Source organism: Streptomyces pallidus (ex Mingjun et al. 2026) (assembly GCF_051550185.1).
Taxonomy (GTDB): domain Bacteria; phylum Actinomycetota; class Actinomycetes; order Streptomycetales; family Streptomycetaceae; genus Streptomyces.
Map to the genome: position 1 here is coordinate 21,760 of NZ_CP196182.1, position 19,278 is coordinate 41,037.

Consider the following 19,278-nt stretch of genomic DNA (forward strand, 5'->3'; position numbering starts at 1 on the left):
CGGCAAACGTTCCCGGTCACAGCACTAGAGACGGGCCAGGTGCTCGCGCACGGGGCCGGCGAGCTCGGCGTAGAAGTCGACGCGGTCCTGGGCCTGGAGGATTTGGGCGGCCACGGTCAGCAGGCCGGTGCGGCCTCGGGGTAGTCCAGGATGGGGGCGAGCTCGGCGTGGCTGATCGGCTGCTCCAGAACCCGTCTGTGCCCCACGGCCCCGAACGCGTCGTTGCTCGCGGGGGATGCCCCCAAAGCCTCGACCCGTTGGCGGATGCCGGCCCACTGCTGATCAGTCATGAGCAAAAGGTAGGGACCCCCACCGACATTGACGTCGACGGGGCCCTCCTGGAAGCCAGGTGGGGCCAGTTCAAACCGTTCCTACCCGGGGCCAGACGAAGCCGTCACAGCGGGGCCAAAGAAGACCGTCCTAAGACACCACGGCAAGCACGGCACATCGTTTCGTGGTCAAGGATGGGTCCGGGCTTTCCTCGCCCAGCAGTGAGCCGTACTGCCCTGTCGCCCGTCATTCGCTGGCACCGTTCGACAGGCCCGTTGTCGTCAGGGCTCCGGGCTGGTCTGGCGGTCACATGATCTGTTCGCACCACCAGAAGACGAGGCCGACGGCACCTGCTCCGATGCCGTAGCAGGTGCCACGCAGGGCACTGGTCAGCATCAGGTTGCGGCGGCGGGTGATCCAGCGGAAGACGCGGTGGATTCGCCGGTTTTGCGGGTCGGGGTGGCGGCTACTCTTCAAAGGATGCTCCCTTTCGTGAGTGGGTGTCGTACGAAGCGCGGGTTCCGCCGTACGCCCGCGCAATCCAGTACTTGGGCTGCTGATCGGAGATCCGGACGATCTGACTGGTTGCGGTGTCGTAGGCAAGGAGCACCGCCTCGTAGCGCCGCATGGACTCGCACGCACTCGTCACGGGCAGATCGGACAGCGGCCACCTTTCCCGAATGGCGATGCGACACGCGTCCGTGCGTGAACTACGGGTGAAGAACGGGAACTGCGGCTGCTCGGGACGGCGGGCGCGCCGTCGTCTCCGGCGACGTCGAGCAGGCCGCCGCGTACAGGCTGGCCGACAGTGCGAAGCCGTTCGCCGAGCGGGGCCTGGTCGTCGACCTGGTCCACCGCGACCTCGACAAGGACGTCGTCGACCGCTGAACGCCGCACACAAGAGGGCGCCCGCGGCCATTGGAGCTGGCTGCGGGCGCCCTTCGTCGGGCCGGCGCCCGGTCACCCGGGCGCAGATGGGGCCCGCGCCCGCGTGCGACGACCGACCCGCACGCCCCGACCCCGGACCGGTACCGGTGACCAGCAGCGATGCCCGCGGCCGCGGTGACGTCAACGGGCACCAGGAGCACGGGCGCACGACATCCTCGGGCGGCTACCGGTCCGGGGTCAGCGGCCGACACCCGGCGGCCGGCACGACCTCCCCGTCACCGCGCAGCGTCGGCACGAGCCGCCCGACGTTTGCCGTGCTCGCCCGGCACCAGCTCCCGCACCCGGTAGGCGACCGGCGGGCCGGCCTCCGCCCACTCGGCCGTGTTCTCCCGAAGCCATGTGGCGGATCTGGGGCTTGTCAGCGTTTTTGATCTTCTGGGCTCATGGGGGCCGTGCTCGGCGAGGTTGGTCCGGTCATGGCGACCGGAGGGAGCTTGGGGTGCGGTAGGAGTGGGAGCCGGAGGACCTGATCGAGGTCCGGCTGCTGGAGGAGGACCAGAAGCGGCTGCGGAACAAGTCGGGGGCGAACCGGTTGGGCCGACACGGGCAACACCCTGAAGCTCGTCCACGACTTCTGCGTTGGCACCGTCGCGGACTCCAGCCGGAGCGACCCACACGGGCTACGCCCAGGCCTGGGCGGGCTGGGCGAGCTTTTACGCTATGGATGACATTGTTCCACGCCTAGAGCCTTAAGTAGCTGTCGAATCCTTCCGAGCAACTTATACCGCTCTTCGGTGTATTGCTCGTGGGTTTTGTTGCCTTCGTCTAGGCTTCCATTAGCGACGTCGTGAATTTCCAGTGCGTAGGCGACATCCAGCCGGCTCAACTGGTTGACCTTCTCGATGAATTCCTCCACCTCTTGCCGACGCTCCTCAGGGCGCTTGATTTTTTCGAAACGGCGTTTCAGTTTACGCTCCTCCCCTGCCAGCACCTCCAAGTCGTTTGCCGCTGCATGCATGATGACCTGCAGTTCTTTCCATCGGCGTTCAGAAGGTTTGTCGATTTCCGAGACGGCGGAGAGAAATGCGTCCATGCACGTATTCGATCTGTGGATCGCGCTGAGTGTGCCGGCATAATCCTTGTCGCAAACCGTCTTGACTTCCCTTGCCCAGTCCGCAAGGGTGAAGGCAGGGGGAAAGAGGCGATCCTTCAATAGGAACGCGGTCGCCACAATGCCAGCGAGACTTGCACAGACACCGATCCACGCGTTGACCCGGCGTGAGAACCCCCAGCCTTGCCGCCCGCCGCTCTCATTTCCTACGAGGCCGAGGGCCGCGGCCGGGGTGGTGACGGATGCCGCCGTCCTGGCCGCCCGCTTCGACACCCGCATTGCCGAGGAGGCCCAGCAGCTGCGCGGCCGCGCCGTGGCCCAGCGGGCGGCAGCGCAGCGGCACCGCACCAGCGTGCAGGCGATGCAGCAGGAGGTCGCCCTCCGCGAGGAGATGCGGTCCGCGGCGCCCGTCGGGTACGCCCGTGAGGCCGACGACCGCGCCGCCGCCCTGCGAGGAACGCAGCGGCAGACACCGCCGCAGGCGGCCCGGACACCTGCCCCCGTCCCTCACCCCCGTGTACCCACCGGGCCGGGAATCGGGATGGACCGCGGGAGCCGGCCGCCGCGCCCGTGAACCCGGGCCCGGCCTGCCGGACCGCGTGGCTACCGGCTCATGCCGGGGCGCCGCCCAAGTACCAACTCGTGCGGCACCGCGGCCCGGGGGACGGGGCGCTGTGCTGGCTGGACCTGCCGGACGGGCGCCGAGCGCTGCTCGACGGCGATGGCCTGGTGCGCGGAGGCGTCGAGCATGGCCCGCGGGACAGTCGTCCCGGACTGCCGGGCCGCGTCCAGTAGCCGTCCCGCGCAGGCCTGCTCCGCCGCCATGACGGCGGAGTAGGCCCTGGTGAGGGCCTCGACCTCGCGTAGGTGCACGGGGTAGAAGCGCTGGCCCTTGTCGGTTCCCGGCGGCCGGTGCTTGACCACATCGGACACCAGCGTTGTTCCGGCCCGCTTGATCACCCACGGTGCGGCGACCGCCATCTGCCAGCCAGCGGACGGCAGCCGGTACAGGGAGGCCGCGAGCCGGCCGGGCCCGTCAGCGTCCCTGACGATGTCCGCGGCCGGCCGTGCGGTACCAGGCCCCTGTTCGGGGGTCCACTGCGGGCCGAACAGCAGCTGCCCGGTGCGCGTGGCCGCCGTTCGCGCGATCACGGCAGCAGGGTGGGGGTCGGGTGAGGGCATGCGTACGACCTGCCCGCGCCGGGCCAGTTCGTATCCGGGGGGTGCGAGGGCGGGGTGCTCGCGCGGGTCGGCCGTGTCGACCACGTGGGTCCAGGCGCCGCCGGCCGCTTTCCAGGCCTTGGCCGACTCCCGCAGGGCACCGGCAGCGGCCCGGAGCCCTGCGGCCGCCTCCCCGTCGGGCATGCCCTCGGCGGCCCGCAGCAGGACGCGGCCGGCCAGCAGCCGTGCCATGGAGGTCCAGTTCGACAGCTACCGAAGGTCGGAGCCGCTCAGGCGCCGCTCGTCGCGGTCGTGGAGGGCCGCGTACGCGGCCCGGGACAGCCGTTCGCTGTCCTCGGCCAGCCGTGTGGTGACCGCGCTGGTGAGGTCGCCCGGCCCGGCCTGCACCGGGACGACGGGCAGCGCGAGGGGGAAAGCGGCCAGGTGCGCGTCGGCCTCGCGGGTCGCGACGCGGGTGAGGACCGCGGCCTTGTCGAGGGACGTGCGCGCTGCCGAGAAGGCCTCGGCCGCGCCGGCGTGCTCGCTGCCCTGGGCGATCCGGTACACGACCTGCCCCGCCGTCCGGGCCACCTCGGCGTACCGGCCGGACAGGTAGTCGAACGCGGCCTGGTGACGCATGAGGTAGGCGTACGGGGTCAGCGGGGCGCGGTCCGGGCCGAGGTGACTGCTGATGGTGTCGCGCACTGCTCCCACCGCCTGCGCCGCCGCGTCGATCCGGCCGCTGACCGGACCGGCAGCCTCGCCGGCGTCCGGATGCTGCAGGTACTCCCGGGCGCGGCCCAGCCACGCGGAAGCCTGCGTCAGCAGCGCCTCAAGCTCCTTCTCCGCAGGGGTCAGAAACCGTTCCTCGGTTGTGGGGGTCGGCGTGTACGCGCTGGGGCCCAGGCCGCGCCGGATCTGCTGCAGCACGGTGTCGAGGCGTCCGGCCAGTGCCGCACGCTCCGCCGGTCCGGCTACTGCGGCCGATTCGGCGGCCGCGTGCTGCAGGTGGGTGACGGCGGTGTCGAACAGGGCACCGAGGGTCGTCACTGGGCCCCGCCCCGCACCGCGGACAGTGCGGTTGCTGCGCTGGCGGCCAGCTCGGAGGCGATGCCGAGCGAGTGCTGCGCGTCCTCGCTGCCCTGCTCGGCGGTCGCGGCCAGGCGGGTCAGGGCTGCGGCGGTGTGGTCCAGCAGACGCACGTACGGGGCAAGGCCGGCCGGGCCGGGTTCGGGGTCGGGTGCGCTCAGGGGCGCGCCGGAGGCGGGGAGCGGCAGCCGTGCGCGAGCGTCCAGGCAGTGCGTTGAGGCCAGCATTGCCTGCAGTTCGTCGCTTCCTTCCTCGAACGCGACGGCGTCGCAGGTCTCCGCGGCCACGGTCAGGGCATCCCAGGCCGCGGCCAGGACCATGAGGGTGTCGTCCGTGTCGAGCCGCGTGGTGAGGGTCGTGAGGGCAGCGGACATGGCTGTCCCCTTTCTGTTCTTCGTGCAGGGATTGACGCGATCGTCGCACCTGGACCGCCGCCTTGTGCGGGGCCTGTGGACAACTGGCCGCCTGTGGACAACCGGGCGGCGGCTAGGCCGACGCCGGCTCGGCACCCTTCATGGCGTCCCGGATCCGCTGGACGGCCGGCGCGTTCGGGCCGTGGACGCTGACCGCGGTGGACAGCAGCTCCTTGCCCAGGGCGAGAGTGAGGTCCGGGTCCTTGCCGGAGCGCCACAGGCTGTAGGCGCGGCGGACTGCCGCGTGGGTGTCCGGGTGGTTCGACCCCTGCACGTCGGCGCGCAGGCGGACCATGTGGAGATACCAGCTCACGGCGGTGCGGTGGTCCCCGATCAGGCTGGCGACGTACCCGCGGATTTCCCGGATGTCGGCTGTGGCCAGGGTCGCCGTGCCGTCGGTCGCCGCGGTGTGCTCGGTGTCGAGCTGCGCGGCGAGCAGGGCTGCCTTGTCGAGGTTCCCCTCTCCGGCGGCCGCGGCGATGTCGGCGATCCGCTCGGCCACATCCACCGCGGGTGGTGCCTCGACGGGCGCCGGCGGTGTTTCGACGGGGGCTGGCGGTGCCGGCGGTGCCTCGGGTTCGGGCACTGCTGCGCCGGTCCAGAACGCCGGGGTGACCGTTCCCCATGGCAGGAAGACGTCGTTGCTCACCAGTTCACCACCCTGCGGATGCCGGTCGCCCGGGTCATGTAGCTGCTGGAGTTGCGCCAGCTGCTGTACGGGACGATGCGGGTGCGGACCCCGGTCCGGGGCGCTTCGATGAGCATGCCGGAGCCGATGTACATGCCCACGTGGCCGGGGCTGGCCGCAGATCCGTCCGAGCCGGCGTTGAACACCAGGTCGCCGGGCTTGGGGCTGTCCAGGTCGACCTCGATCGGCAGGTTGATCTGATCGAAGGTGACGCGGGGGATGCTGATGCCGGCCGCCTTGTAGGCCTGCTGCATGAGGGACGAGCAGTCGCACCAGTGCGCCGGGTTGGAGCCGTGCGAGTCCGTGCAGTCACCGCCCAGGTGGTACCAGCTGTCCTTCTGCTGCAGCGCCCAGCCGACCGCCGTACGGACTTGGGGCGGCGTGTCCGGGGGCAGGCTGAACCCGGCCGGAAGATCGACAGGCCCTCCGCCGCCGGGCGCGGTGTACTTCGCCGACCTCGCCATGATCTCTTTGACGTAGTTGTACGTCTGCCCCTCGGCGAAGTCGGCCGGGGGAACGCCGCGGTACTCCTCGACGCGGCCCCAGCCCGCGTTGTATCCGGCGAGGGCCAGCTCGATGGGCGATCCGCTGTACTCCGGGTGCTTCTTCGCGGTCTTGAGGAGCTTGCACATCATCGAGGCCTGGGAGGGTATGGCGTCCTTAGGGTCCCAGACATCCCGGTCACCGTCCCCGTCACCGTCGATGCCCTCCGTGGCCCAGGTGCTGGGGATGAACTGCGCGATTCCCATGGCGCCCGCCTCAGAGGAGGCGGTGGGGTCGAAGTTGGACTCGGCCCACAGCTGGGCGGCGAGGATCGACGGCGGGAGGCCCTGGTCGCAGGCAGCGGCCGCGGCCAGGATGAGGGGCGCGTACTGGGCGGGCACGCCGTCGGCCCCACCGATCCGCAGCGCGCCAGCCGTCGGCCAGGTGCCGATGTTGCCTTTGCTGTCGTCTTCCGCGAGTGCGGCAATCAGCATCACTGTTCCGATCCCGAGAGCGATTGGAGTGGCCACCGCCGCAGCTACGGCTACACCTATCCAACGCTTAGCCCGCATGCATTTCCCCCCGTTCCGACGCCCTTGTTTGCTCCCGTGCAGAGTCAATTTGGCCATCTTGGCCGGTACTTGATCTCATTGGGATGGTGTGACGGAACGTGACAGTATGCCACTCCTGCTTGGTAGAGGGACTGGTGAATACCCCTCAGGTATCTCGCAGTGTCCGGTGTAGGGTGCCGACTCACTGCGAAGCCAAGCCGGCAGGCGTGTGATGTTCACACTAGCTATGGCTTTGCGTGGGGCTCGGGGGGATTTATGGGCAAAAGGGGCGACTTGGCGACCCTGCCGGACGGTACGCGGCTGGTCGTGCCGGTCCTGGCCGCGTCCGGCGGCAGTACACGCTCCACGGTGGCGCACCTGCTCGCCGACGAACTCGCCTGCACCGGCGACACAGTGGTCGCTGACTTGTCGCCCCGCCTCGCCTCCCCCTGGCCCACATGGACAACGGACGCGCACGCTGAAGGCCTCGCCGCAATCCCGCCCGACCAGCCCCTGACCCGGAGCGCCATCCGGCATGCCGCAGCGATCCGCCAGTCGGAATCGGCACGGTGGTCGGTGCTGACCGACACGCGCGAGTGGCACGCTGCGCCGTTGGACCTGCCGTCCGACCCTGCCGCCTGGTACCAGCTGGCCGCCGCAGGCGGCTGGCAGGTCCTCATCGCAGACACCGCGCACCCTGCCGCACACGACCTGATCGAGTCCCGCTGCTCAGGGGCACCGAGCCTGACCCAGGCCTGGTGCGGCCTGCCGTTCACCGTGCCCGTGCTGTGCGCCCAGTCCAGCGCCGCCGGAATCCAGGCCCTGCAACAGGCCGTGATGGTGCTCCATGCCGAAGGCCTGCCGCTGCAGCGCACGGTCGTGGCGCTCTCCGCGGCCGCGGACGGGCGGCTGCCCGCTGTCGCGAAGGCGGCCGCCACGATGCTCTCCGCGCGTACGGCCGCCGTCGTCCACCTGCCCCACGACGCCGACATCCGCGCCCATGGCCTGTCCGCCCAGCCCGCCCGGATCCGGGCCCGCACCCGACAGGCAGCCCGCGAACTCGCCACCGCCGTGCTCGCCGCCGCCCACGACTCCTACGGCGACCCGCTGCCAGACGCTTTGCAGCCCGCCGCCCGTCCCCACCCCGCCGCCTGACGAGGAAAACCTGATGAGCCAGATCCTGACGACCCTGCACGCCCTCGCCACCGACCCCGGCCTCACCGTCCTCGCCGACGGCCCAGTGCCTGCCTTCGAGCCGGCGCTCCCCGGCCCGGTCAACAACTCGGCCAAGACGATCCTGTCCTGGACCGCTGGCGGGGGCATCACCCTCGCCGTCCTCGGCGGCCTGAGCGGGTGGGCGCTCACCGCGATCGGCCACAACACCGAGCGCGCCGCCCTCGCGGCCAGAGGCAAGCAGGGCGTGCTGTGGTCCCTGATCGGAGCCGGCGGTATCGGGGTGACGTCATCCCTGGTCCTGGCCGTTTACACCATGTCGAAGGGCGGCTGACCGTGGAATCCTCTCCGGGACCCAAGGCCCGTAGGGCCCGCCTCCTCCTGGCCGGCGGCGCCGTCGTAGTGGCTGGACTACTGGTTGCTGGCGGGTTCACCGCCGCCACCCTGATGAACGACGACGCCAAGGAACAGGCACAGCCATCCGCCAGCTCGGGGGTATCCGCGGCGCCGACCCCGGGCAGTACTGGGGTGCCAACCGGCCCCATGACGCCGGAGAAGGCACAGAAGATCACTCTTCGAAAGCCCACAGATCACAAGAACGGCGTGGCCGTCGGCTTCCCCGGCTCGCCGAGCGGGGGAATCTCGGCCGTCGTGTACTTCTGGGAGGAGTACGCATGGCTCGACGACGAGAAAGCCAGTCAACAGCTGAACGCCGTGGTCTCCAAAGACGCCCCGGGCTATGCGGACAAGAAGATCTCAGAGATCCGCAAGTGGCGTGAAGCCATCGGCCTGGCCCCTTCGGGAGGCATTCCGGCTGACATCACGTTCACCACGTCCGTGCACGCGGCGCGGGGCAAGACCCTCAAGGCACCCGGCGTGCCGGTCGGCGACATCATGCAGGTCTGGCTCTCGTACGACAGGTTTGCCACCGGGCCCAAGGGAGGACGGGACGAGAACCCGCTGCGCGGCGAGACCATCGCATTTGTCGTGAAGTGGGAGGACGGGGCCTGGAAGTTCACCGACAAGTACGACTCGATGGGCGACTTCCCCGTGGCCTACGAGCCCGACAGCCCGTATGCCTGGAACGACGGATGGGTCCAGGTACGCCATGCAGGGTGATCGTCTGCGGCGCCTCGGCCGTTCCTTCATCCTGCTCTCCGTTCTGTTGGCGTTCCTCGGGGCGGGGGCGTCCCTCTCCGTGGCGGTGGCAGCCGACGAACCGAAGCACCACGCGTCTGTCGGTCCTCCCTCCCCGATCCCCGCCGAGTGGGCGCAGTGGACCGTGGGCATCGACGCGGACCGCCACTACTGCCTTGTCGATCAGATCGACGACCGCAGCAAATGCTGGCTGCCGGGCCCTGACGACCCGCCATTCCCAGGACGGACGAACCCCTGTGAAGGCGCCGATGGCAACGGCGCCCGCAACTGCGACGACAAGGACCAGCGCGAGGCAGAGGCCCGGAAGCTGAAGCAGTGGCGTGAGGCCTTCTCGGAGCAGGACCAGAAGAAGTACGCGGAACTGATCACGTTCGTCACCGACTGCGTGACCAAGAACGGCCGACCCTTCACCGTGTGCAAGAAGGAGGGAACGGACAAGCTCGGGGAACCGGTCCAGACACCGCTGGAATGGGCAGCCGGCAAGTTCTCCCAGTTCGCGTCCAACGCGCTGAAGGAGGCCGCGTCCTACATCGGCAAGTCGGTGGTGTGGCTGCTGGAGAAGTTCGCGCGGTTCTTCAACACGAGCTCGACGATCAACCTGAAAGACACCGGGCTGGGCAAGTTCACCGCCCTGATGACCTCGCTCTCCGCGGTCGTGGCGTGCTTCCTGCTGCTGCTCCAGTTCGGGAAGGTGGCGATCAGCCACAACGGCGCTCCGGCCGCGACCGCGCTCACCGGCCTCGCCAAGTGGGCGGTGGTCTCCTCCGTCTACCTCCTGGTCGCCCAGGAGGCCCTGAGGTGGTCGGATGTCGTGTCGGATTGGATCGTCAACTACACCTTCGACGGCGGGGGCAGCGGATCGGACGCGGCAGCCAAGGCGATGGAGCTCCGGCTTGGCAAGCTCTTCGGCGGGCTCATCACCGGCGGGGGCGGCGCGGCCACGGCCGGCGGCGCGCTCATCACCGGTGAGGGGGTCGCCGCCTCGGCAGTCGGCGTCCTCATCGTCATCGGGATCATCTGCATCCTGGCCATCGCCGCGCTGTGGGTGGAGGTCCTGCTGCGGCAGGTCGGCATCATGCTGATCATCGGCACGATGCCGATCACCCTCGCCGGGCAGCTGTCCGACACGACCGCCGAGTGGTGGCCCAAGGCGCGGAACGCGTTCGTCTCGCTGGTGCTGATGAAGCCGGCGATCGTCTGCTGCTTCTCCATCGGCGTCTTCGCGATGACCGAGGGCGAGGGCGTGCAGAACATGATCGTGGGGTTCGTGATGTTCCTGGCCGCGGCCCTGTGCTGGCCGGTACTGGCGAAGTTCATGGTGTTCACCACCAACGGGGCCGGTTCCTCCATGGCCTCGGGCTGGATCAGCTCCCTTGGCTCCTCCGCAACCTCCGGGGCGGGCGGCGGCCGCATCGAGCCCAGCGGCGCTGGCTCAGTCGGCGGCGGAGCCGGCTACACCAAGGCTCTGGACGCGGAGAACGCCGCCCAGACCGCCTCCCCGACACCCGCGTCGGCCGACGGGGGCGGGGGATCGGCGACCAAGTCCGCGGCCCGCTTCGGTGGGAAGGCCTTCAACGTCGCCTCGCTCGGGCTGCAGGTCCTGGCCGCAGGCAAGGACACCCTTGAATCGGGCCTGGCCAACACCGCCGCCCACGCGGGCCTGGATCAGGGAGCCGCGGGCGGCAGGCACGTGGTGATCCCGCCGCGCCGACAGCCCACCCCTGCACCGGTGGGCGCGCCACCGCCGCCTGATCCTGACCCGAAGCCCGACTCCGCCCCCAAGGGATGACCGTGTCACAGCCCGTTTCCTACTCAGGGTGGCAGTCCGAGACCACCGGCTTCATGGGCCGCCTGTCCGGCCCCGGCTTCGTCATGGTGGCCGCCGCCGCACTGATAGCGACCCTGCCCTTCAACGTCGGCTGGCAGAGCGCGTTCCTGTGCCTGCCCCTCTCGCTGTTCCTGCTGGCCATGGCATTTGGCCGGGTCATGGGGCTGAGCGCCGACGAATGGATCTCTCTCGCAGTAAGGCACCAGATCTCTGTGGCTACCCGACGGAACCTGTTCTTCTCCGGCGCGTTCGCGCCGCGCTCCGCGGCGACGGGCCGCCAGCCGATGGACCTGCCCGGCACCCTGGCCCGCCTGCGCATCCTCGACGCCCCCGACGGGCTCGGCGGACAGCTCGGCGTCGTCCACGACCCCGTCGCCGGCACCTACAGTGCCGTCGCCCGGATCACCTTCCCCGGCCTCGCCCTCGTCGACACCGACCAGCAGGCCGCCCGCGTCGCCGCCTGGGCGGCGTTCCTGCGCACGTACTGCACCGAGGACTCACCCCTCACCCGGATCGCCGTACACCAGCGGTGCCTGCCCGACGACGGCGCCGCCCTGGCCGGCTGGACCGCCCGCCACATCACCGCGGACGCCCCGGACGCCGCCGTCACCGTCCTGTCCGAGCTGATGGACAGCGCCGGACCCGCCGCCACCGCCCGCGAGACGTACCTGACCGTCACCCTCTCCGCCTCCCGGGCCCGCCTGGCCATCAAGGGCGCCGGCGGCGGGCAGACCGGCGCCGCCGCCGTCCTCGTCCGCGAGCTCCACGCGATGGGGCAGGCGCTGTCCACCGCCAGCCTGCAGGTCGTCGAGTGGCTGTCGCCCCGCATGGTCGCCCAGACCGTACGGACCGCGTACGACCCCGACGCGCAGCAGGCGCTGGCCGCCCGCAAGGCGGCTGCCGAGCTGCCCGGTTGGTCGGGGACCGCCCCGGGACTCGACCCGGACCTGGCAGGGCCGGCCGCGGCCGAGACGGCGTGGGGGGTGTACCGGCACGACGGAGCGTGGTCGGTGTCCTACCAGGTCCGCACCTGGCCGCAGTCCGACGTCTACGCCACCGTCCTGCAGCCGCTCCTGCGGCCCCGGCAGAACGCCCGCCGCGCGATGAGCATGATCTACGAGCCGATCGGGCCGCGCCGGGCCCGCCAGGAACTGGCCCGCGACAAGGCCAAGCGGTCCTCCGCCCGGCACCTGCGGGCCAAGACCGGACGGGACGAGAGCGAGGACGAACGCCGTGAGGAAGCCGTCGCCCGCGCCCAGGACGCCGCCCGCGCCGCAGGCCAGGGCGTCGTCCGCATGACGGCCGTCCTAACGGTCACCGTCACCGACTTCGAGGAGATGGAGACGGCCTGCGCCGAACTGCAGGCCGACGCGGCCGCCTCCGGGCTGGAGGTCCGCCGGATGTGGGGCGCCCAGGACACCGGTTTCGCCACCGGCGCCCTGCCGCTCGGCCAGGGGCTGCCCGACCGGCGGATGGGGTTCTGATGGGCCTGTTCTCCCGCCGCCCCGCCGGCGACACCCTGCTCGAAGCCATGGGCATCGACGAGGCGGCCGGCCTCGCCGAACGCCCGCCCACCCCCGTTCCCGTGCAGCCGACCGCGCGCGAGATGCGCCGTGCCCGCCTCCTCGAAGACCCCGAGACATCGATGCGGGTCGCGCCGAAGAAGGGCTGGACCCAGCCGTTCGCCGGACGGGCCGCAGCGGTGCCGCGCGGCGAGGTCGTCCGTGCCGACACCGCGAACGTCGCCGGCCTCTACCCGTTCCTGCACGCCGGCAGCCTGCCGCCGATAGGGGCCTACATCGGCCAGAACACTTTGACGATGCAGGCGTTCAGCGCCCACCCGGCGGTGTGGGTGAAGGAAGGCCTGTGCACCAACCCGAACGTCATGATCACCGGCATCCCCGGCTCGGGTAAGTCCGCTCACGTCAAGGCCCTGGCCCTGCGCCTGATGGCATTCGGGCACCGCACCCTGATCGCCGGCGACGTCAAAGGCGAGTACGCGGCCCTGTGCGAGCACCTGGGCGTGGAACCGGTACGGCTCGGGCCGGGCCTACCCGGCCGCCTCAACCCCCTCGACGCCGGCCCCCTCGGCGCGGGCCTGGACCTGGTGAAGGACCCGACGGAGCTGAAGGGACGGCTTACCGAGATCCACCGCCGGCGGCTCACGCTGCTGAAGGCGCTGCTGGAGCTGCAGCTGCGGCGGACCCTGGACCCGCAGGAGGAGGAGGCCCTGGACGTCGCCGTGCGGGAGGTGACCGGCGAGCTGCACGGCGCCGGCGCCGGACGCCTGGCGGTTCCCACTCTGCCGCTCGTCTATGACCGGCTGCGCGATCCCACCGACGCGATGGCCCGCGAGCTGCGCATCCGCGACGGGGACATCCAGCGGGCCCGGGAGGCGATGGCGTCCATCCGCTCCGCGCTCGGCGGGATGGTCAGCGGCCACCTCGGCGGCCTCTTCGACGAGGAGACCTCGATCGGCCTGGACTGGGACGCCCCCATCCAATCCGTCGACATCTCCGCCCTGCAGGAGTACGGGGACGAGACCGTCGCCATGGTCTTGTCCTGCGTATCGACGTGGGCCCAGTCGGCGATCGACCAGCCCGGGCAGCGCCCGTGGATCGTCGTGCGCGATGAGCTGTGGCGGCAGATGCGCTCCGGCGGGGCAACGATGGTCAAGAAGATCGATGCGGACCTCAGGCTGTCCCGGGCGTCCGGCACGATCCAGGTCCTGGCGACCCACCGCCTGTCGGACTTCGAGTCGGTCGGCGCGGCCGGGTCGGAGGCCGTCGCGATCGCCCGCGACCTGATCGCCTCCTGCGAGACCCGCATCCAGCTCGCCCAGGACACCCGCCCCCTGCAGATGACCCGCGAGGCCATCGGCCTGACCGACTCCGAATGCGGACTGATCGGCTCCTGGGGAGCAGGTCAGCGCGGCCGTGCCCTGTGGAAGGTCGGCCGCGGCGGCGGGTCTCACGCGGTCCAGCTGGTGCTGTCCCGCACCGAGGAACGACTGTTCGAGACAGATGAAAAGATGGTGATCTAGACGTGGCCGAGCGCGGCATTACGGCGGGCCTGGACGACAACACGCTGCTCGCCGTGTACGGGGCGGGCGTGGCCGTAACGGTCGGCGGTTCCGTGCTGCTTGCCGGCCCGCTCGCCTCGGTCCTGTCCGGTGGGGGGTGGGCGCACAGCTCCCAGGGTGTGCCCGTGACCGTGGTCCTGGCCTTGGCGAAGGGTCCGTCGGCGGTCTACGAGCCAGCGCCGCCCGCGTGGCTGTTCTACGGCCTGACCGTCCTGCTGGTGTTGCTGCTCGGCCTGGCCGTCGTCAAGGCGGCCAGCCGCTTCTCCTTCGGCGGCCGCGGCGGCGGCGCCCAGTGGGGCGGCGGGAAGATCGAGAAGAAGATGGCGGCGCACGACGATCCGGACCGTCGCGTCAACCGGATCACGGCCGGGCGTGGGCAGCAGTCGAAGAAGGTTGTCGCCGCCCAGCCCAACATCAGTGCCACGGTGTTCGGTGTTCCGGGTTCGTCGAAGACCACGGGCCTGGTTCTGCCCAACGCCGCCGAGTGGCAGGGCCCGCTGGTGGTCACCACCACCAAGGCGGCCGACCTGGACATCATCTATGCACGGCGACGCTGGTTCGGCCCGGTGTGGGTGATCGCTCCCGCGGGCATTCCGGGCCGGGACACTGACCACTGGTCGCCGGTGGAGTACTGCACCGACGCCAAGGCCGCCGACCGCATGGCCGCCTGGCTCGCCGAGGCCTCCTCGTCGGGCGACGACAAGCGCGCCGCCCCCTGGATCGACCAGGCCAAAAGCATCCTGAAGGGCATCCTGCTCGCCGCGCACCTCTCCGGCGGCGGGATTTCCGACCTGCGCCGGTGGATCACCCTCGGCAAGGACGCCGTCGACCACGTCCGCGCCGTCCTCCTCGCCCACGGGTACACCGACGTCGCCGACGACTACGCCTCCCCGTGGCTGCGCCTGCACGAGGACGGCGTCGGCTCCATCCAGTTCAGCCTCAACGTCCTGGCCCGAGTCTTCGCCGACGAGGAGGTCCGCGAGACCTGCGCCCGCTCGGATTTCGCGTTCGAGGACTGGCTCGACAAGCGCGGCACCATCTGCATCATCGCCTCCGAGGCCGACGCCGACCGGTTCGCCCCGCTCATCAGCTCCCTGATCGCCGGCGCCATCCACGCCGCAGAGGCCCGCTACAACCGCTACGGGCAGGCCATCGACCCCGCGGTCGGCGTCTTCGTCGACGAGGCCGGGAACATGCTGCGCTACCCGCGCCTGCCCAACATCCTCACCACCGGCCGCGGCATGGGCATCGTCCTCCTCACGGTCTGGCACGACCTGTCCCAGCTACGGGAGTCTCTCGGCGTGCAGAAGGCGAACACCGTGCTCTCCGCGTCCGGGCTGCGCATGCTCCTGCCCGGCTGCGGCGACCTGGAGACCCTGCGCTACTTCTCCGGCCTCTACGGACGTACCGAGGTCATGAAGACCAGCCACGGCCGCTCCCGCGGAGATCACTCCACCAACACCCAGGCCGTCGAGACCGACCTCGCCCCCGTCCACTCCCTCCAACAGCTCCCCGACTTCACCGCCATCGCCCAATACACCAACCTGCCGCCGATCAAGGTCCGCATGCGGCTCACCTTCCGCGACAAGGACCTCAAGAAGCTGCTGGCCGACCCCGCGACGACCACCCAGGGGAAGTGACCTGATGACCGACGTCAATCCAGCGGACCTTTGGCCGACTCCGCCCGGCGCACCGCAGATCGAGCCCCAGCGGTGGGTATGGGCCGCCATGGCCCCCGCGGAGCGCCGCCTCCGCCTGCGCGAGCTCGCGGCGTGGGTTGACTGGGTCCGGACCACGTTCGAGCTGCACAACGTGATCACCCACTGCTGGTACCGGCACTCGCCGGTCGTCGAACACCTCACCGCTCTCTACACCGGCTGGATGCGTACGTACGCGGCAGAGACAGAACCCGGCCGCGAACTTGCCGAAGCGGACTGGATCAACACCCTGCACGCCTTCACCCCGCGTCTGCAGCTCCCCGCCTGTGCCACCGGCACCCACCACGACCCGCCGCCCCGCATCCCCCGCCCCGTCGGCGCCGACGAGGACTTCGACCTCTACCTCACCCTTTCCGACGCCACGACCGCACCCGCCATCCACCCCGCGGCCGGCGAGCTGGCCCGCCGCGACGCCGAGCTGAACGCCCCGCTCTAACCCGGAGGCACGCATGGCCCCACCCAACGAACCCGACATCGCCTACGACCGGCCGGGCCTCCGGCCCATGCCCCTATGGAAGCGGGACCTGGAGCCAGCCCCCGCAGCGCCTGACCCCGCACCGGCCCCGCCGACCGCGGCCGCCGACTGGTCCGACTTCGAGGACGTCCTCGCCGCGTACGCCGAACACAACCTCGATGTCGAAGACGTCCGCAAAGCGCTGAGGGCCTACGTGGACACCCTGCGCGGCGACAACTCCCAGGCCCCCGCCTCGGACACGACACCCGAGCCCTCTCCCGCCCCACGGCCGGCCACCACGACACCGGAGGCTGCGGCTGCCGTCGAAACCGCCCTGGCCAAGGTCGACACTCACGCGCCCACGCTGAAGGATTTCCCGGAGTGGCAGCGGATCCAGACCGTGCGCGGCGCGCTGCAGCACGTCTGGGACGTCATGCAGACCAAGGCCGGACCGTACTGGACCACCATCGTCGCCGACATCCGTGTCCAGGGCTTCTGGAAGACGGCGTCCATCCGAGCCTGCGAGGCCATCTCCACCCAGGCCGCATCCCTTGCACAGCGGATGCAGGGCGACCTCCCCGCCGCCAAGGACCTGGTCAAGCTCTCCGGGGCCGCGATCACCTACAGCACCTCGGCAGCGGCAACCAGGCCCACGCCTCCGGCGCCGTACGCGACACGAGCGGATGCAGTCCGCGCCGCCGAGGTGGTCACCAACCGTTTCCAGGACTGGATCACCAGCCCGATGGGCCAGGAGTTCCTCACCTCCAAGCACCGCCGCGTACTGGAGCTGCGAGAGGCCTGGAAGCAGCTCCCGCCCCGGCACGAGCCATCTGCCCAGGCCGTCGGGCGGTACGGAGCCGTCGCCGAGAAGGCCACCGCATTGGTCGCGGCCGCCTCCCGCTCCGGCCGCTTCGCCGCTGGCGACGTCCAGGTCCTGCAAGCCCTCGCCCAGGCCTCCGAGCTCCACGCAGCCCGTCTCGCGGTCACCCTCCCGCCAAGCGCGAAGGCCGCCGCGAGGACGGCGGCACCTGCCCCACAGGTGGCCGTCCCCGCGCAGCAGGCCGCGCGGACTCCGCGGGCATCCGCCTAGCGTTCTTCGACGCTGCCGTGCAGGACCTACAGGGACCGCGACGGCCCCTCACGCTCCGGCGGCCGGATACGCGGTGCCTCCTGGGGTGGCCGGTGCGCGGCTGCCCCGAGCACGGCCTGGTGCTCTCGACCGGCAGCCTCGGCCTTGCGTACCTCCGGCGGCAGCAGACGCCGGCGTTCCTGCTCGGCGCCGACTGCGGCCGCGGCCGCCTGGAGCCTGGAGACGCGCTCGGCTGCCTGCGCCGACCGCGCGGAGGCGTACTGCAGGTCCTCCTGGGCGGACTGACGAGCCCGCGCGAGTTCAGCGGCCGATGCCCCACGCTCCGCGAGCCGGTCCAGCCGCTCATCGAGGGAGGCCTTCTGCACCTGCCCCGCAGCCGCCTGCTGCTCCGCTGCCTGGACGGCGGCCGCCGCCCGGGCACCCTGCCGGGACAGATCCTGATCGCTCAGCAGGGGAAGGGGATGCAGCGTCGGCCGGGCCAGCCGGTCGATGCGGGCCAGCGGACCGGACCACTCCGGCCCCATCTCCAGGTGGAGCTTGCCCTGCGACTTCAGGAAGTCCGCGCTTTCCGGCACCGTCCACGGACGGGAACGCTCCTGCTCGATCGCCTGCGCCAAGGCCGGCTGCTGCTGCCACTGCCCGGCGCCGTCGAGGGCGTTCGAGTAGCGCGGCTCGCCCTCGCCGCGGCGGAAGACCGAGACGTGGTCGGCCAAGGCCTGCTCGTCGACGAGCCGGGCAAGGTCGAGGATCCCGCTGTAAGACTGATCGGCGTTCGCCTGCACCGTCAGACGGCCGCTGCCCCGCTCCTTGACCTGCTCGTGGTAGCGGTTGACGATGCCCTGGTTGCTCATGGCCTCAGACACACCCATGGCGACGACCTCGACCCGGAAGCCGCTCCCCCGATAGGCCCGCATCGTCGATGCCACCGCCGCACCGTCCTGCGAGGTCTCCTGGATGACGGCGTTCAACCGGTTCTCGCGCACATACTCGTGCGCCTGAGCCATCCACCGGCGGCCGTCCGCCCGCGTGTAGGCGGCCATTAGCTTGTCGTCCTGCTGCATCAGCCGTGCGTACTCCGGGTGGAACGGCTTGTACAGGTCGCTGTCCACGTCGATGAACCCGCCGCGCTTGTTCAACGTATCCGCGAGCATGTTCCCCACGCGGGTCTTGCCAGCGCCGGGCTGGCCGACCAGAAACACCACCGTCGGCTTCTGCTGCGGCAGGCGCCCGGCGAACTGATCGGGGACGATCTCGTTCAGGAAGATGTCCCTGTTCTGGGCCTCCGGCAGCAGGTACCGGGCCGCCTCCGGGTCGGTCACAAGCCCTCCATCAACTGACGTGCCAGGTCTGCGTAATACCGGCGGACCTCTGCGATCCGCTCGTGGTCGGAGGGGTCGAGCCGCTCCCGCACCCGCGCCAGCTCCCCGCGCCGGTCACGCCACTGCCCGATCAGATCCGCATCCGGAGACGGCTTGCCGCTCTCGGTATGGATCCGCGCGGTATACGCGCCGACCGCACCGTTGATCGCCTCGATCGCGGCCTCGTAGGCCACCGACTCCTCACTCGACCACTCGAAACCGCTGAACGACGCGCTCACCGGCTCTTCCGAAGGCGTTGGACTGGCCATCGTCATCCCCTTAAAGACGATCTTGCTGGAACAGTCAAGTATGTCCGGCATGCTGCCGAGAACCCATGCAGTATTCGGCCCAGAGGACGCCTGCTCGCCAGGGGCCGATCAGCTTGCGAAGTGGACGCGACGCGGCCTCGGAGCGGCGTGGAGCAGTCTTCGGTGACGAACGGGGGCCGAGCTTCGGGCGTGCCGTCAGCCATCCAACTGCCGCGTTCGCCTGAGCCGGTCCAAGAAGGCACGGCATCCGCTGGCCCTGCAGTGGTGAAGCGAGTGCGGGGCTGGCGCCGCCGCACGCCGGCCCGGTCCTCATGGTCTGGCGCTAGCCTCGAAGTTTTCGTGACGGTCCGCCGGTTCGCCCGGCGGACCGTTTCGGCTTGTCGGGGCGGTCGCGGGCAGGCTTGTGCGGACGCTCTGCGGTGGGGTAGCGATGGAGCTGCAGGGGATGGCCCGGACTCCTACCTCGGACACCAGAGGGCAAGTAACCCGCGAGT

The 19,278-nt window shown here is 70.6% G+C and carries 20 protein-coding genes; 10 read left to right on the forward strand and 10 right to left on the reverse strand.

Annotated features, from left to right (window positions below; all coding sequences use genetic code 11):
* Positions 1-116: 116 nt before the first annotated feature.
* The 3 genes from ACSHWO_RS35095 to ACSHWO_RS35105 all read right to left on the reverse strand — a co-directional run bounded on the left by ACSHWO_RS35095 (position 117) and on the right by ACSHWO_RS35105 (position 2,389).
* Complete coding sequence (locus ACSHWO_RS35095; protein WP_438319373.1) at positions 117-290, reverse strand: hypothetical protein; 174 nt, start codon at positions 288-290, stop codon at positions 117-119.
* Between the two features lie 286 nt (positions 291-576).
* Complete coding sequence (locus tag ACSHWO_RS35100) at positions 577-747, reverse strand: hypothetical protein (RefSeq protein ID WP_438319374.1); 171 nt, start codon at positions 745-747, stop codon at positions 577-579.
* Positions 748-1,876: 1,129 nt separating this feature from the next.
* Entirely contained in the window at positions 1,877-2,389 is a 513-nt protein-coding gene (locus ACSHWO_RS35105) for a hypothetical protein (RefSeq protein ID WP_438319375.1), read from the reverse strand.
* Positions 2,390-2,501: 112 nt separating this feature from the next.
* Between ACSHWO_RS35105 and ACSHWO_RS35110 the strand changes: the two genes are divergently transcribed.
* On the forward strand, positions 2,502-2,843 hold the full coding sequence (locus tag ACSHWO_RS35110) for a hypothetical protein (RefSeq protein WP_438319376.1): 342 nt from the start codon (positions 2,502-2,504) through the stop codon (positions 2,841-2,843).
* Between the two features lie 29 nt (positions 2,844-2,872).
* On the opposite strand, the gene ACSHWO_RS35115 is transcribed toward ACSHWO_RS35110, so the two are convergent.
* The 5 genes from ACSHWO_RS35115 to ACSHWO_RS35135 all read right to left on the reverse strand — a co-directional run bounded on the left by ACSHWO_RS35115 (position 2,873) and on the right by ACSHWO_RS35135 (position 6,597).
* A complete protein-coding gene (locus ACSHWO_RS35115; protein ID WP_438319378.1) occupies positions 2,873-3,682 on the reverse strand; it encodes a hypothetical protein in 810 nt (269 codons plus the stop codon).
* 18 nt (positions 3,683-3,700) lie between these two features.
* Positions 3,701-4,480, reverse strand: coding sequence for a hypothetical protein (locus ACSHWO_RS35120; RefSeq protein WP_438319379.1), 780 nt, complete (start codon positions 4,478-4,480; stop codon positions 3,701-3,703).
* Positions 4,477-4,893, reverse strand: a complete 417-nt coding sequence (locus ACSHWO_RS35125) for a hypothetical protein (RefSeq protein WP_438319380.1) — start codon at positions 4,891-4,893, stop codon at positions 4,477-4,479. Before ACSHWO_RS35125 ends, ACSHWO_RS35120 begins: the two co-directional genes overlap by 4 nt.
* Positions 4,894-5,005: 112 nt before the next feature.
* The gene (locus tag ACSHWO_RS35130; protein ID WP_438319381.1) at positions 5,006-5,581 is read right to left on the reverse strand and encodes a hypothetical protein; all 576 of its coding nucleotides are present in this window, start codon (positions 5,579-5,581) and stop codon (positions 5,006-5,008) included.
* Complete coding sequence (locus ACSHWO_RS35135) at positions 5,578-6,597, reverse strand: NlpC/P60 family protein (RefSeq protein WP_438319383.1); 1,020 nt, start codon at positions 6,595-6,597, stop codon at positions 5,578-5,580. The genes ACSHWO_RS35130 and ACSHWO_RS35135 overlap by 4 nt, the downstream gene beginning before the upstream one ends.
* A gap of 351 nt (positions 6,598-6,948) precedes the next feature.
* On the opposite strand from ACSHWO_RS35135, the gene ACSHWO_RS35140 reads away from it, so the two are divergent.
* From ACSHWO_RS35140 to ACSHWO_RS35180, 9 genes are all read left to right on the forward strand, one after another.
* Entirely contained in the window at positions 6,949-7,809 is an 861-nt protein-coding gene (locus ACSHWO_RS35140) for a hypothetical protein (protein WP_438319384.1), read from the forward strand.
* Between the two features lie 13 nt (positions 7,810-7,822).
* Positions 7,823-8,161 carry a hypothetical protein gene (locus tag ACSHWO_RS35145; RefSeq protein WP_438319385.1) on the forward strand — a complete coding sequence of 113 codons (339 nt, stop codon included), beginning with the start codon at positions 7,823-7,825 and terminating at the stop codon, positions 8,159-8,161.
* 113 nt (positions 8,162-8,274) lie between these two features.
* Positions 8,275-8,946, forward strand: a complete 672-nt coding sequence (locus tag ACSHWO_RS35150) for a hypothetical protein (protein WP_438319386.1) — start codon at positions 8,275-8,277, stop codon at positions 8,944-8,946.
* Complete coding sequence (locus ACSHWO_RS35155; RefSeq protein ID WP_438319387.1) at positions 8,936-10,774, forward strand: hypothetical protein; 1,839 nt, start codon at positions 8,936-8,938, stop codon at positions 10,772-10,774. The genes ACSHWO_RS35150 and ACSHWO_RS35155 overlap by 11 nt, the downstream gene beginning before the upstream one ends.
* On the forward strand, positions 10,771-12,297 hold the full coding sequence (locus tag ACSHWO_RS35160; protein WP_438319389.1) for an SCO6880 family protein: 1,527 nt from the start codon (positions 10,771-10,773) through the stop codon (positions 12,295-12,297). Before ACSHWO_RS35155 ends, ACSHWO_RS35160 begins: the two co-directional genes overlap by 4 nt.
* The gene (locus tag ACSHWO_RS35165) at positions 12,297-13,856 is read left to right on the forward strand and encodes a type VI secretion protein (protein ID WP_438319390.1); all 1,560 of its coding nucleotides are present in this window, start codon (positions 12,297-12,299) and stop codon (positions 13,854-13,856) included. The genes ACSHWO_RS35160 and ACSHWO_RS35165 overlap by 1 nt, the downstream gene beginning before the upstream one ends.
* Positions 13,857-13,858: 2 nt before the next feature.
* Positions 13,859-15,535 (forward strand): type IV secretory system conjugative DNA transfer family protein, encoded by a 1,677-nt coding sequence (locus ACSHWO_RS35170; RefSeq protein ID WP_438319391.1) that lies wholly within the window; start codon positions 13,859-13,861, stop codon positions 15,533-15,535.
* A 4-nt stretch (positions 15,536-15,539) separates the two neighbouring features.
* Positions 15,540-16,049: a hypothetical protein gene (locus ACSHWO_RS35175; protein ID WP_438319392.1), complete on the forward strand. Its 510-nt coding sequence runs from the start codon at positions 15,540-15,542 to the stop codon at positions 16,047-16,049.
* A gap of 13 nt (positions 16,050-16,062) precedes the next feature.
* Entirely contained in the window at positions 16,063-17,157 is a 1,095-nt protein-coding gene (locus tag ACSHWO_RS35180; protein ID WP_438319393.1) for a hypothetical protein, read from the forward strand.
* A gap of 26 nt (positions 17,158-17,183) precedes the next feature.
* Here the strand turns inward: ACSHWO_RS35180 and ACSHWO_RS35185 are convergent, their stop codons facing one another.
* On the reverse strand, positions 17,184-18,476 hold the full coding sequence (locus ACSHWO_RS35185) for a zeta toxin family protein (RefSeq protein WP_438319395.1): 1,293 nt from the start codon (positions 18,474-18,476) through the stop codon (positions 17,184-17,186).
* Entirely contained in the window at positions 18,473-18,835 is a 363-nt protein-coding gene (locus tag ACSHWO_RS35190; RefSeq protein ID WP_438319396.1) for a hypothetical protein, read from the reverse strand. The genes ACSHWO_RS35185 and ACSHWO_RS35190 overlap by 4 nt, the downstream gene beginning before the upstream one ends.
* Positions 18,836-19,278 lie beyond the last annotated feature (443 nt).

Coding starts and splice junctions, on each gene's coding strand:
- ACSHWO_RS35095 (WP_438319373.1), bottom strand. CDS start 290: ATGACTGATCAGCAGTGGGCCGGCATCCGCCAACGGGTCGAGGCTTTG.
- ACSHWO_RS35115 (WP_438319378.1), bottom strand. CDS start 3,682: ATGGCACGGCTGCTGGCCGGCCGCGTCCTGCTGCGGGCCGCCGAGGGC.
- ACSHWO_RS35125 (WP_438319380.1), bottom strand. CDS start 4,893: ATGTCCGCTGCCCTCACGACCCTCACCACGCGGCTCGACACGGACGAC.
- ACSHWO_RS35135 (WP_438319383.1), bottom strand. CDS start 6,597: ATGCTGATTGCCGCACTCGCGGAAGACGACAGCAAAGGCAACATCGGC.
- ACSHWO_RS35145 (WP_438319385.1), top strand. CDS start 7,823: ATGAGCCAGATCCTGACGACCCTGCACGCCCTCGCCACCGACCCCGGC.
- ACSHWO_RS35150 (WP_438319386.1), top strand. CDS start 8,275: ATGAACGACGACGCCAAGGAACAGGCACAGCCATCCGCCAGCTCGGGG.
- ACSHWO_RS35155 (WP_438319387.1), top strand. CDS start 8,936: ATGCAGGGTGATCGTCTGCGGCGCCTCGGCCGTTCCTTCATCCTGCTC.
- ACSHWO_RS35160 (WP_438319389.1), top strand. CDS start 10,771: ATGACCGTGTCACAGCCCGTTTCCTACTCAGGGTGGCAGTCCGAGACC.
- ACSHWO_RS35165 (WP_438319390.1), top strand. CDS start 12,297: ATGGGCCTGTTCTCCCGCCGCCCCGCCGGCGACACCCTGCTCGAAGCC.
- ACSHWO_RS35175 (WP_438319392.1), top strand. CDS start 15,540: ATGACCGACGTCAATCCAGCGGACCTTTGGCCGACTCCGCCCGGCGCA.
- ACSHWO_RS35180 (WP_438319393.1), top strand. CDS start 16,063: ATGGCCCCACCCAACGAACCCGACATCGCCTACGACCGGCCGGGCCTC.
- ACSHWO_RS35190 (WP_438319396.1), bottom strand. CDS start 18,835: ATGCCGGACATACTTGACTGTTCCAGCAAGATCGTCTTTAAGGGGATG.